This is a genomic window from uncultured Pseudoflavonifractor sp. (genome assembly GCF_944387275.1).
Lineage (GTDB): Bacteria > Bacillota > Clostridia > Oscillospirales > Oscillospiraceae > Pseudoflavonifractor > Pseudoflavonifractor intestinihominis.
This window is the reverse complement of record NZ_CALXEG010000014.1, coordinates 43,682-56,790: the sequence shown is the minus strand read 5'-3', so window position 1 is coordinate 56,790 and position 13,109 is coordinate 43,682. Positions and strand designations below refer to the sequence as shown.

11 protein-coding genes are annotated in these 13,109 nt (G+C 65.0%); 7 read left to right on the top strand and 4 right to left on the bottom strand.

All coding sequences use genetic code 11. The features are described from left to right. The 7 genes from Q0K23_RS05360 to Q0K23_RS05330 form a co-directional block, all read left to right on the top strand. Positions 1-906: toprim domain-containing protein (locus Q0K23_RS05360; protein ID WP_294518836.1), on the top strand; the 906-nt coding region annotated here is incomplete at its 5' end. Between the two features lie 76 nt (positions 907-982). Further along, positions 983-2,545, top strand: coding sequence for a stalk domain-containing protein (locus tag Q0K23_RS05355; protein WP_294518833.1), 1,563 nt, complete (start codon positions 983-985; stop codon positions 2,543-2,545). 17 nt (positions 2,546-2,562) lie between these two features. After that, a complete protein-coding gene (locus tag Q0K23_RS05350) occupies positions 2,563-4,806 on the top strand; it encodes a DNA topoisomerase (ATP-hydrolyzing) subunit A (protein WP_294518830.1) in 2,244 nt (747 codons plus the stop codon). A gap of 59 nt (positions 4,807-4,865) precedes the next feature. After that, positions 4,866-5,741, top strand: coding sequence for a YitT family protein (locus tag Q0K23_RS05345; protein WP_294518828.1), 876 nt, complete (start codon positions 4,866-4,868; stop codon positions 5,739-5,741). 56 nt (positions 5,742-5,797) lie between these two features. Beyond that, on the top strand, positions 5,798-6,388 hold the full coding sequence (locus Q0K23_RS05340) for a lactate utilization protein (protein WP_294518825.1): 591 nt from the start codon (positions 5,798-5,800) through the stop codon (positions 6,386-6,388). A gap of 35 nt (positions 6,389-6,423) precedes the next feature. Further along, positions 6,424-8,283, top strand: coding sequence for a glycoside hydrolase family 13 protein (locus Q0K23_RS05335; RefSeq protein ID WP_294518821.1), 1,860 nt, complete (start codon positions 6,424-6,426; stop codon positions 8,281-8,283). Between the two features lie 161 nt (positions 8,284-8,444). Beyond that, positions 8,445-9,332 (top strand): helix-turn-helix transcriptional regulator, encoded by an 888-nt coding sequence (locus Q0K23_RS05330; protein WP_294518818.1) that lies wholly within the window; start codon positions 8,445-8,447, stop codon positions 9,330-9,332. A 40-nt stretch (positions 9,333-9,372) separates the two neighbouring features. On the opposite strand, the gene Q0K23_RS05325 is transcribed toward Q0K23_RS05330, so the two are convergent. The 4 genes from Q0K23_RS05325 to Q0K23_RS05310 form a co-directional block, all read right to left on the bottom strand. Beyond that, positions 9,373-9,801: a CBS domain-containing protein gene (locus Q0K23_RS05325; RefSeq protein ID WP_294518816.1), complete on the bottom strand. Its 429-nt coding sequence runs from the start codon at positions 9,799-9,801 to the stop codon at positions 9,373-9,375. A 137-nt stretch (positions 9,802-9,938) separates the two neighbouring features. Beyond that, positions 9,939-10,775 (bottom strand): epoxyqueuosine reductase, encoded by an 837-nt coding sequence (locus Q0K23_RS05320; RefSeq protein WP_294518809.1) that lies wholly within the window; start codon positions 10,773-10,775, stop codon positions 9,939-9,941. Beyond that, positions 10,765-12,288 (bottom strand): Mur ligase family protein, encoded by a 1,524-nt coding sequence (locus Q0K23_RS05315; RefSeq protein WP_294518807.1) that lies wholly within the window; start codon positions 12,286-12,288, stop codon positions 10,765-10,767. Before Q0K23_RS05315 ends, Q0K23_RS05320 begins: the two co-directional genes overlap by 11 nt. Before the next feature lie 100 nt (positions 12,289-12,388). Then, complete coding sequence (locus Q0K23_RS05310) at positions 12,389-13,096, bottom strand: aspartate/glutamate racemase family protein (protein ID WP_294518804.1); 708 nt, start codon at positions 13,094-13,096, stop codon at positions 12,389-12,391. Positions 13,097-13,109 lie beyond the last annotated feature (13 nt).

Genomic DNA, 13,109 nt, shown 5'->3' with positions numbered 1-13,109 from the left:
CAGGAGGCCATGACCGAGTTCCTCAAGAGCCAGATGGAGGTCTACTTCATCGAGAACCCCTTTGACGCCCAGAAGATCGGCGAGCAGGTGCTCATCAACAAGCGGGCCCGGGAGAACGCGGAGAAGGCCCGGCTCAACATCAAGAAGAAGCTGACCGGCAGCATGGACATCTCCAACCGGGTGCAGAAGTTCGTGGACTGCCGCACCAAGGACACCGAGCGCCGGGAGCTCTACATCGTGGAGGGCGACTCGGCCATGGGCGCGGTCAAGCTGAGCCGGGACGCCGAGTTCCAGGGCATCATGCCCGTCCGGGGCAAGATTTTGAACTGCCTCAAGGCCGACTACGCCAAGATCTTCAAGAGCGAGATCATCACCGACCTCTTAAAGGTGCTGGGCTGCGGCGTGGAGGTCAACGACAAGCACGCCAAGGACATGGCCACCTTTGACCTCATGAACCTGCGGTGGAACAAGGTGGTCATCTGTACCGATGCCGACGTGGACGGCTTCCAGATCCGCACCCTGATTTTGACCATGCTCTACCGCCTCACCCCCACCCTCATCCAGCGGGGGTATGTGTATATCGCCGAGTCCCCCCTCTACGAGATCAACTGCAAGGAGAAGACCTGGTTCGCCTACTCCGACAAGGAGAAGAACGACATTGTGGCCTCCCTGGAGGGGAAGAAGTTCACCGTCCAGCGGTCCAAGGGCCTGGGCGAGAACGAGCCGGACATGATGTGGCTCACCACCATGAATCCGGAGACCCGCCGCCTGATCAAGGTCATGCCCGAGGACGTGGAGCGCACCGCCCAGGTCTTCGATCTGCTGCTGGGGGACAATCTCCAGGGCAGAAAGGACCACATTGCCGAAAACGGGTATAAATATCTGGAGCTGGCGGATATTTCTTAAGCGGACAAGTTTACAGACAGCAGACCGTCGGGAAGCGGTCACCGAAAGGACAAACGGAAATGGGGAGATTTTTGTGATGAAAAAGACCCTCGCGCTGTTCCTGTCCCTGGCACTGGCGCTGACCCTGATCGCGCCGTCCCTGACCGCCTCCGCGGCCGATGTGCAGCCCACGCCGCCCGACTGGTGTCCGGCGGAGGAGTACGTGGTGTTCCCCGACAGCCAGGCCTATGAGGCCGACACCTGGGAAAAAATCCTGTCCCTGCGGGCCCACGCGGCGGCGGGCAACCTGGAGCCGGTCAGCGGCGTGGATACGGTGCTCTTCAACCGGCTGCGGGAGCTCCAGCGGATGAATAAGGACCCGGGCGTCCAGTTCGAGCTGGGCCTGCTGTCGGTCAAATTTGCCCTCAACGCCGCCGCCAAGGGGGAGAAGGTGCCCTACAGCACCGACTTTGAGATGGCGGCCACCTACGCCGGCGGCCAGGAGCCCGCCACCTACCTGTGCCACCTGTGGAACGCCCGGCTGGTCCTGGCCTCCCGGGATATCACCACCGGCCTGGAGGGAGGGCTGGGCGTGTACGTGGGGGCGCTGGAGTACCTGCTGTCCTATGAGCAGTTCACCATGGAGGACGTCTACAGCAGCGTGCTCACCGGCATCATCCCGGCCCAGCGGCTCAGCTACGCCAAAAGCCTGATTTTTGTCACCCTGGACGGCGCGGTGGTCCACCCCAAGGCGGTGCGCCTGAGCGCCGACTACCTGGACACCACCGCCGCCCAGGCCCGCTACCAGCGCACCATGGTCCCCGTCCGGCGGCTGGCCGAGCTGATGGGCTCCACGGTGGACTATGACGCCCAGACGGGGGACATCACCATCCGCCGGGCGGAGGACGTGTTCGTCATGACCCTGGGCAGCACCCAGGCCACCCGCAACGGCGTCCCCTTCCAGATGGACGTGGCCCCCTACGCCGAGAACAACCGGACCTATATCCCCATCCGCTACATCGCCGAGTTCTTCGGCCAGAAGGTGGAGTGGATCGGGGAGCAGCAGCACGTGCGCATCACCGAGGACAAGAGCGTGGCGGAGGGCTCCAACCTGGAACACTGGGCCCTGGCCATGAGCGCCGTGCTCAACTACGAGAACAACCCCCACGAGGCCATGCTCTTCGGCGGCAAGCAGCGCTTCGGCACCGACCCGGTGGGGGGAACCAGCACCAACCAGCTGGGGATGACCGGCCCGGACATAGGCCGCAAGATCCTGCGGGAGGGCTGGGGCATCACCGACCGGGCCGCCCTGCTGGACACCGCCGGCACGCTGAGCGCCGGCAGCGACGCCTGGGACCTGTTCCGGGTGAGCACTCTGGCCCAGTGGGGCTATCTGGCGGGCTTTGTGACCTACCGGGAGGCCCTGGAGATGGTGGAGCCCGCGGCACGCAAGGTGTGCCAGCTGTACGGCAGCTGGAAGGAGGCCTATACGGACTACCTGACCGGCTGGGTGAACTGGTCGGGCCAGACCGCGTCCGACGTGTGGCAGACCAGCCGGGGCCAGCTCTATCAGACCATCCTGGAGGACCCGGCCATGGCCCACATTCTGGACGATACCCTGTTCCGCGACGGCGTGATCGGACTGCCCGGCGGAAACTGAAAGAGGATTGATCACCATTGGCTAAGAAAAAAACCCCCGAGGAGGGGGCGAAGCACAAAAACAACCCCAACGTCATGGGCCTGCGGCCCGAGGTGCTGGAGCAGCCCATCACCGAGACGCTGGAGATCAACTACATGCCCTACGCCATGAGCGTCATCGTCTCCCGGGCCATCCCGGAGATCGACGGCTTCAAGCCCAGCCACCGGAAGCTGCTGTACACCATGTACCAGATGAAGCTGCTGGGGGGCGCCCGCACCAAGAGCGCCAACGTGGTGGGCCAGACCATGAAATTGAACCCCCACGGCGACGCCGCCATCTACGACACCATGGTGCGTCTCTCCCGGGGCTACGGGGCCCTGCTCCACCCCCTGGTGGACTCCAAGGGCAACTTCGGCAAGGTCTACTCCCGTGACATGGCCTGGGCCGCCAGCCGTTACACCGAGGTGCGGCTGGACGGCATCTGCGCCGAGCTGTTCCGGGACATCGACCAGGACACCGTGGACTTTGTGGACAACTACGACGGCACCATGCAGGAGCCCACCCTGCTGCCCACCACCTTCCCCAACGTGCTGGTGTCCGCCAACCAGGGCATCGCCGTGGGTATGGCCTCCAACCTGTGCGGCTTCAACCTGGCCGAGGTGTGCGACGCCACGGTGGAGTACCTGAAGCACCCCGACTGCGACCTGACGGCGGTGCTCAAGGCCCCCGATTTCCCCACCGGCGGCGAGCTGCTCTACGACGCCGCCGAGATCGCCCAGATATACAACACCGGCCGCGGCTCCTTCAAGGTCCGGGCCCGGTGGCGCTACCTGAAGAGCGAGAACCTCATCGAGATCTACGAGATCCCCTACTCCACCACCGTGGAGGCCATCATGGACAAGGTGGCCGAGCTCATCAAGGCGGGCAAGGTGAAGGAGATCGCCGACATGCGGGACGAGACCGACCTGACCGGCCTGAAGCTGACCATCGACCTGAAGCGGGGCACTGACCCGGACAAGCTGATGCAGAAGCTGTTCCGCGCCACCCCCCTGATGGACTCCTTTGCCTGCAACTTCAACATCCTCATCGCCGGCATGCCCCGGGTCATGGGCGTGCGGGAGATCCTGGAGGAGTGGACGGCCTGGCGGATGGAGGGGGTACGCCGGCGGACCTACTTCGTCATGAAGAAGAAGCAGGAGAAGCTCCACCTGCTCAAGGGCCTGAAGAAGATCCTGCTGGATATCGACCGGGCCATCAAAATCATCCGGGAGACCGAGGAGGATGCCGAGGTGGTGCCCAACCTGATGATCGGCTTCGGCATCGACAATATCCAGGCCGAGTACGTGGCCGACATCAAGCTGCGCAACATCAACAAGGAGTATATCCTCAAGCGGATCGAGGAAACCTCTACACTGGAGGAGGAGATCGCCGACCTCCAGGACATCGTGGGCAATCCCTCCCGCATCAAGAAGATCATCATCTCCGAGCTGGGGGCGGTGAAGAAGAAGTACGCCCAGCCCCGCTGCACCGAGATCGTCTACGAGCACCAGCGCCTGTCCGAGCCCGAGCCGGAGGAGGAGATCCCCGACTACCCGGTCACCGCCTTCCTCTCCCGGGAGGGGTATTTCAAGAAGATCACCCCCGCCTCTCTGCGCATGAACAGCGAGCAGAAGTACAAGGAGGGGGACGGGGCGTGGCTCCAGTGGGAGTGCACCAACCGGGACGAGCTGCTGGTCTTCACCGACAAACAGCAGTGCTACAAGACCCGCATGAGCGACTTCGACGACGCCAAGGCCTCCGTGCTGGGCGACTATCTGCCCACCAAGCTGGAGATGGAGGCGGGGGAGAGCGTGGTGTGGGCCTGCGTCCCCGGGGACTACTCGGGCAACCTGCTCTTCTTCTTCCGCAACGGCAAGGCCGCCCGTGTGGAGCTCTCCGCCTATCAGACCCAGACCCGCCGCCGGAAGCTCACCGGCGCCTACTCCGACAAGTCCCCCCTGGCCGCCGCTCTGCTGCTGCGGGAGGACCTGGAGCTGGCGGTGATCTCCACCGAGGGCCGCTGCCTCATCTTCCATACCGCCCTCCTGGCCCCCAAGGCCACCCGCACCACCCAGGGCGTCAACGTGATGACCCTCAAGCCCAAGTATTCCGTGGACCGGGTGGAGCCGGTGGAGCGGACGCCCATCGTCAACACCGCCCGCTACCGGGCCCGCAGCCTGCCCGTGGCCGGCGCCCTGCTGAAGGGAGAGGACAGGGGCGAGGAGCAGATGAGCCTGCTCTGAGCCGAAGTGGAAACCATAAACCCAGCCGGGTACGCCCCCGGCGCCTGTGAGAGGTATGTATGAAACCCAAATCCAAAGTGCTTTCCCTGCTCTGGTCTTACTTCATGATCACCGTGGCCTCGGCCATCTACGCCGTGGGATTCAACTGGTTCTATATGCCCAACGACATCGCCTTCGGCGGCATCACCGGCGTGGGCCAGATCATCAACGCCATCCTGCCCTGGGCCCCCATCGGCACGGTGGTCATCATCCTGAACATCCCCCTGTTCATCCTGGGCTGGCGGCTGTACGGGGGGCACCTGCTGCTCTCCTCCCTGTACGCCATGGCCGTGTCCTCGGTGTTCATCGACCTGGTGAACAGCTTCTGGACCTTTGAGCCCATGGACTCCCTGCTGGCCTGTATCTTCGGCGGCATTCTGATGGGCGCCTCCCTGGGGCTGGTGTTCCAGCAGGGAGCCACCACCGGCGGCACCGACCTGATCGCCCGGCTGCTCAAGCTGAAGATCAGCTGGCTGCCCATGGGCAGACTGCTCATGGCCACCGATCTGGTGGTCATCGTGGCCACCGCCATCGCCTTCGGCAGCATTTACAGCGCCCTGTACGGCCTGGTGGCCCTGTATATCGCCTCCATCGTCATGGACCGGATGCTCTACGGTCTGGACAGCGCCAAGGTGGCCTATATCATCAGCGACCATTTCAAGGAGATCGCCGACGCACTGGTCAACGACCTGGACCGGGGCGTCACCATCCTCCAGGGCCAGGGGGCCTACTCCCGGGCGGAGAAGAAGGTGCTCATGTGCGCCTTCAAGCAGCGGCAGATCGTGTCCATCAAGCGGATGGTCAAGCAGCTGGACCCCTCCGCCTTTATCATCGTCTGCGACGCCTACGAGGTGCTGGGCGACGGCTTCCGGGAGTACAAGCAGAACGACCTGTGAGAAAAAAGCGTTCCGGGCTGCGGCCCGGGCGCATAAAATAGAGAGGAGCGGTACATATGGCAGACATTGAAAAACTGCGCAAGAATCTGGAGGACAACGGCTTTGCCACCAGCTATTTTGAGACGGCTGAGGAGGCCGCCCGCTATCTGGACGGCAAGCTGGACGGCAAGAGCATCGGCATCGGCGGGTGCATGACCGCCCAGCAGATGGGTCTGGAGAAGCTGCTGCCCGCCCACAACACCGTCTACTGGCACTGGCTGGGGGGCAGCGCCCAGGACGCCGCCACGGCCCAGGTATACATCAGCTCGGTCAACGGCCTGGCTGAGACCGGCGAGATCGTCAACATCGACGGCACCGGCAACCGGGTGGTGGGCACCATCTGCGGCCATGAGGCGCTCTATCTGCTGGTGGGCGTGAACAAGATTGCGCCTGACTACGACAAGGCCCTCTGGCGTGCCCGGAACATCGCCGCCCCCAAGAACGCCCAGCGCCTGGGCCGCAAGACCCCCTGCGCCCAGAAGGGGGACCGCTGCTACAACTGCAACAGCCCCGAGCGGATCTGCCGGGCCCTCACGGTGCTGTGGAAAAAGCCCAACGGCATCCCCTACGCCGAAGTGATCCTGATCAATCAGGAGCTGGGGCTGTAAGGCGCGGCAATTCTGAACCCAGTTAGGATGATTCCATGATAGATCCACAGACTTATGACGCAAGGGACCTCCGTTTCAAAACCCCATACGGCGCAGTGCCCGGCGGCACGGAGGTGACCTTCACCCTCCGGCCCCTCCGGGCCGAGGGCTATTCCCGGGGCGTGCTCACCGCCCGGCTGGAGTCCTGGGACAACAGGCGCATCGAGGTGCCCATGGTGTGGAGCGGCCTGGATGGGGCCCGGGATATGTTCACCGGCGCCCTGAACACCGACGGCTACATGGGCCTGATCTGGTACTCCTTCCGCCTGGAGCGGCTGGACGGCAAGTCGGGCAAGGAGTCGGGGGAGTATCAGCTGACGGTATACGACGAGAACGACAAGGTGCCCCGCTGGTTTGGCGAGGGCATGGCCTACCAGATCTTCCCCGACCGGTTCTGCCGCCTGTCGGTGCCCAACCCCGCCGGTATGGTAGGGGGACGCTGGGTCCACCAGGGCTGGGACGAGGAGCCGGAGTACCGCCCCGACCAGAACGGGGAGATCCGCAACCGGGACTTTTTCGGCGGCAGCCTGGCGGGCATCCGCTCCAAGCTTTCCTACCTGCGGGACCTGGGGGTGGAGACCATCTACCTCTGTCCCATCTTTGAGGGCCCGGAGAACCACCGGTACGGCGTGGGCGACTACGAGAAGGTGGACCCCATGCTGGGCACCAAGGAGGAGTTCTCCGACCTGTGCGCCCAGGCCCACGCCATGGGCATGCGGATCATGCTGGACGGCGTGTTCAACCACACCGCATTTGTCAGCAAATACTTCAACGGCGACGGGTCCTACCCCAACCCCGGCGCCTGTCAGGGGCCCCAGTCCCCCTACTACGACTGGTTCTGCTTCCAGCACTGGCCCAACCAGTACACCTCCTGGTGGGGCATCTACTCCCTCCCCACCACCAACAAGAACAGCCCCACCTGGCTGGAGTACATCACCGGCAAGGACGGCATAATCCGCTCCTGGCTGCGGGCCGGCGCGGACGGCTGGCGGCTGGACGTGGCTGACGAGCTGCCCGACCGGGTGGTGGCCGCCATCCACGACGCCGCCCGGGCGGAGAACCCTGACGCGGTGATCATCGGCGAGGTGTGGGAGGACGGCTCCAATAAGATCGCCTATGGCGTCCGCCGCAAGCACATCCTGGGCGGCCACTGCGACGGGCTGATGAATTACCCCTTCCGCACCGCCGTGGTGGACTACCTGCTGGGGGGCGGGGCCGAGCGGTTCCAGGATTCCATGGAGACCCTGCGGGAGAACTACCCGGAATTCGCCTGGTACTCGGCCATGAACACCCTGGGCACCCACGACACCATGCGCATCCTCACCCTGCTGGGGGAGAAGAGCGAGCAGCGGGGCCAGAGCCGGGACTGGCGGGCCCACGCCCGGCTCAACGACCACGACCGCTCCCGGGGCAAGGAGCGGCTGGCCCTGGGGACCATGCTCCTGTTCGCCTTCCCGGGCGCGCCCACCGTGTACTACGGGGATGAGGCGGGCATGGAGGGCTTTGAGGACCCCTTCAACCGCCGCACCTTCCCCTGGGGCCACGAGGACAAGGAGCTGGTGGAGCTGTTCACCGCCCTTGGCGCCGCCCGGAAGAGCCGGAAAGCCCTCCGCCGGGGCGATATCCGGTACGTGCAGGCGGCCGGCCGGGTGCTGGCCTTTACCCGCACCCTGGAGGAGGAGACGGTGCTGTGCGCCGTCAACGCCGGACAGGAGAGCGAGACCGTGGCCATCCCCTGGGAGGGGGAGGCCGTGGACCTGCTGGGCGGCCAGGCCATGGAGGCGGAGGACGGCGTCCTCACCCTGGAGCTGCCCCCCTTTACCGGGCGGTTCATGGCCACACCGGAACAGAAATAAAACCCGCTTTTAGGGCGGGATCACCGGCGTCCCCGGGCCTGTATCGGCGTGGGGGCGCTGTTTTTTCGGCCGCAACCAGCGGTTGACAGAGGGTAAGGGCGGCTTGATTGCGGAAAACGGGTCCGGATGCTAGAATGTGGCCATGAAAGGAAGTGAACGCCATGACGCTGGGACAGAAAATTCAGACGCTGCGTCACGATGCCGGGCTCTCTCAGGAGGGCCTGGGAGAGAAGTTAGGGGTATCCCGTCAGGCCATCAGCAAGTGGGAGGCCGACGGCGCGGTGCCCGAGGTGGACAAGCTCATCGCACTCTCCCGTCTCTTTGCGGTAAATCTTCACGACCTGCTCCAGGTGGAGGGGACGCCCCGGGAGGAGCCGGAGGACTCAGGGGAGCAGCCTCCGGAGGAAGAGGCGGAGAACCCGCCGGAAAAAGACGAACCGCCCCGTCGGAACGGCCGGTGGTGGAAGGCGCTGTGCGTGGTGCTGGCTGTGGCGGTGTGCGTCCAGGGCGTGCTGCTGTTCCGGCTGAATGAGAAGCTGGAGGAGCAGGGGGATGCGCTCACCGGCCAGGAGGACAAGATCCAACAACTGGAGGAGCTGACGGACAACCTCATCGGACAGATAAGCAGTCTGGGAAGCCGCATCAGCCGGCTGGAGCAGGCGGACGGCAGCCAGAGCGGGCAGACAGAGGCGGAACTGGACCCTGCCCTGCCCCTGGTCTCCCATGTAGACTTCACCATTGAGACCACGGAGTATGGCACAAGAGCCCTGAAGCTGAATTTGGTTCCGGCTCAGAGCGCTGAGGGAATGCGGGTACGCTTTCAGATTACCTGCCCCGGAGGGGCGGCCCGCAGTCACCCTGCATCTCAGCTGGATGACAGCTCGGCCTACACCCTGTCCATGATCTGCACTGATGAGGAGGTGGCCAGCGGCTTCACCGTCTCGGCGGTATTTTTGGATAAGACAGACCGGCAGTACACCCAGCCCCTGGTCAAAATCTCCGATATTACAGAGGACAGCTGGAATGCGGAGACCCTGTGGGACCAGTAAATACAAAAAGCGCGTGGACGGTATCCGTCCACGCGCTTTTTTACAGCCGCTTGATGTTGTCCGAGATGTCGGCCAGAGCCTTGCTGGCCTCCATGTCGTAGGCCTGGCTCAGGGCCAGATCTCCCAGGGAGACCATGCCCACCACCTTGCCCTCCTCGGTGACGGGCAGCCGCCGCACCTGGGCGGCCGCCATCATCCGGGAGGCCTCCCGGGGGTCGTCCTCCGGGGAGACCACCGCACAGTTGCGGGACATAATGTCCCGCACCGGGGTGTTGGCCGGATTTTCCTCCGCCGCCACGCACCGGAGCACAATGTCCCGGTCGGTGACAATCCCACGGAGCCGTCCGTCCGCCCCGCACACCGGCAGAGAGCCGATGTTGTGCCGGGACAGGAGCCGGGCTGCCAGAGCCGCCGACTCTCCCGGCGCAATGGATACCACGCTGCTGCTCATCAGGTCGCGTACCTGCATATCAATTCCACCGCTTTCTTCAGGCTGGGAGGCGGGCCCGCCTCCCTTCACAGTCCAGTATAGCCGGAAAATGGGGCGGTGATACATCCGGGGACAAAAAACAGCAGAGCAGCCGGTTTTCCGGCGCTCCGCTGCTGCTATCCGTGCGCTTTCAGGGCCAGGTTCCGCCGCAGCACGGCGGGGCCCCGCCAGGCAAAGGCTCGGTGGCCGTACTTCTCCCGAAAAGTGCGGTTGGTCAGGCCCTCCAGGTCGGCGGGAGTGAGGGAGGGGATCAAATCCTCCCGAAAGTCGGAGATGGGGGTCATGGCCGGATGGGCGTTGTAGGGGCACACCCGCTGGCACAGGTCGCAGCCCCACAGGCACTCCTGGGCGGAGAGCAGGGCGGTCTCCTCCGGCGAGAGTTCCCCCTTCTTCTGGGAGATGTCCGACAGGCAGCGGGAGAGGTGGAAAACCTCGCCGCTCAGTGCGCCGCCCGGGCAGGCGGCGGCGCATTTTCCGCAGGAGATGCACACATTTGAGGGCGGCTGTGTGGAAAACTCCAGGGGACAGTCGGTGAGGATGGTGCCCAGGAACACATAGGACCCCCAGGGGGGCAGGATGAGCAGGCCGTTGCGCCCCCGCAGCCCCATGCCGCAGGCCCAGGCCAGCTGCCGCTCCGGCAGGGGAGAGTTGTCCGCACCGGGGAAAAACGAATACGAAGGGTATTTCTGCCGAAGAACATCGCAAATCGTATTCAATCTTTCGGTCAAAACCAGGTGGTAATCCCGTCCCCGGGCATAGAGGGACAGATTGCCCGGTTCGTCCCCGGCGAAGTAGGGGAAGGCGGCCACCAGCACCGCCCCAGGCGTGGGACAGAGGGCCAGCGTTTTTTCCACAGCCTGAGGGGTGAGATGTGAAAGGGCGTCCGCCCAGGCGAGCCCGCCCCAGGCCGCCGCGCCGCAGGCGGCAAAGGCTCTGTCCAGCTCAGGGGTCATAGTGCTTCAGCGCCCGCCGGGCCAGCAGGCCGTCGGGCACACAGGGCTCGGGGCCGCGCTTCCGCTTCTGCTGCTGCTCGGCCCCCTTGCCCGCCAGCACCACCACGGCGGGGGTGGAGGCCTCCAGGATGGCCCGCTCCACCGCCTCCTCCCGGTCGGGGATGACGGTCCAGATCTTGCCGGAGGGGGCAATGTACCTGCCGATGTCGGCGCAGATGTCGGCCACCTCCTCGGGGCCGGGGTCGTCCTCGGTGAGGATGATCCGGTCGGCCCAGCGGCCCGCTGCCTGGCCCATGCCCTCCCGGCGGTCCAGGCCCTTGCCGCCGGTGCAGCCGAAGACCACGGTCAGCTGCCGCCCGGGGAAGTCCCGCCGGACCGAGGAGAGCAGCGCCTCCAGGCTCATGCCGTTGTGGGCGTAGTCCACAATGACGGTGAGCTTGCCGTCGGGGGTGTTGAAGGTCTCCATCCGGCCGGGCACCGCGGCCTCCGCCAGACCGGCGGCCACGTCGGACTCGGGCACGCCCAGGGCCTCGGCAGCCGCCACGGCGGCCAGGGCGTTCTCCACGTTGAAGGAGCCGGGCAGGCCTATGGACAGCTCCCGGGTGTAACGGGGGGTGCGCACCAGGAAGCGGGTGGCGTCCCCCTCCCGGCGGATCTCGCTGGCGAAGATATGGGCTGTGGAAAACTTGGTGGAAAATGTGTATATTTTGCTGCAACTTTCTGCGGCGGTCAGGATTCGTTCGGCAAAATCGCTGTCCAGATTCACACAGGCGGCGGCGCTTTGGCGGAAAATCATCAGCTTGGAGGCAAAATAATCCTCAAAATCCGGGTGTTCCACCGGGCTGATGTGATCTTCTCCGATGTTCAAAAACACGCCCACGGAAAAGTCCACACCCCCGGTGCGGTGGTACTTGAGGGCCTGGCTGGACACCTCCATGGTCAGGTACTCCGCGCCGCACTCCGCCGCGTTCCACAGGTGCCGCTGCAGGTCCAGGGGCTCCGGGGTGGTCAGCTTGGCCGGACGGCGCTCCACGCCGTCGTCGGTGACGATGGTGGACAAAATGGCGCTCTCGTGCCTGCCCTGGCTCCGCCGCCACTCGTCCAGGATGGACTTGAGAAAGTAGGCCGTGGTGGTCTTGCCCTTGGTGCCGGTGATGCCGGTGATGCGGAGCCGCCCGGAGGGGTGGTCCCAGGCCCGGTCGGCCAGCAGGGCCATGGAGCGGCGGATGTCGGTCACCAGGATGCAGGGCAGGGCGCACTCCGTCCACCGGCGCTCACTGACGTACACAAAGGCGCCCTTTTCCGCCGCGTCCAGCAGGTACTGGGGCTTGAAGGCCGCGCCCTTGCAGATGAACAGGGTGCCGGGCACCACGGTCTGGGAGTCGCAGGACACCAGCCGGACCTCCCGGGTCAGGTCGGCGGGCAGGGGGGCGGCGTCGGCGAGCAGGCCGTTTTTCAGCAGCAACTGGTAGTAGTCGCCCAGGGGAAAGTGGGGACGGGACAAGGCAAACACCTCCAGAGAGGAAATAGCCCCGCCGGGCGCCGGCGGGGCGGGGGAATATAGGGGGTGGGGACGGCACTATGGGCGCCTCCCCCTTGGGGAGAGGCGCGGGTCACACCATGCGCAGCTTGTAGCCGCAGTAGGTGATGCACCGCTCGGCCAGGATGTCCATGGCGTCTACGTAGAAGTCGGGCAGGGGGTGGTAGGTGCGGTAGACCGACAGCTCGGTGCAGCCCAGAATGGCCGCGTCGCACCCGGCCTGCCGCAGGCACTTGTCCATCACGGCGAACTTCTCCCGGCTGCCCTTCTCGCCCTTTTTGATCTCGTCGTAGATGATGCTCATGACCACCTTCTGCACCTCGGGGGGCGGGGAGTAGGCCACCAGGCCCTGGGCCTCACACTCCCGCTGGTACACGCCGGTGCGGACGGTGCCGTCGGTGGCCAGGATGCCCACCTTGTGGACGCCCGGATCGGAGGAGAGCACCTTCACCGTCTCCCGCACCATGTGGATGATGGGGATGAACAGCTCCTCCTGGAGCCGGTCGGCGAAGAAGTGGGAGGTGTTGCAGGGGATGGCGATGGCGGTGCAGCCCACCTGCTCCAGGGTCCTGGCGTCCTGGAGGAGGCGGCGGTAGCAGCCCTCCGCGTCCCCGCCCAGGATGGCGGAGGTGCGGTCGGGCATGCGGGTATCGCTGAGGATGACGGTGGGCAGGTGCTCCTGGTCACAGGACGCGTCGGTCCGGTCCAGGATGCGCTGGTAGAAATCCTGGGTGGCCTGGGGGCCCATTCCACCTAAGATGCCGAGTTTTGCTTCGTTCATATGGTAAATCCTC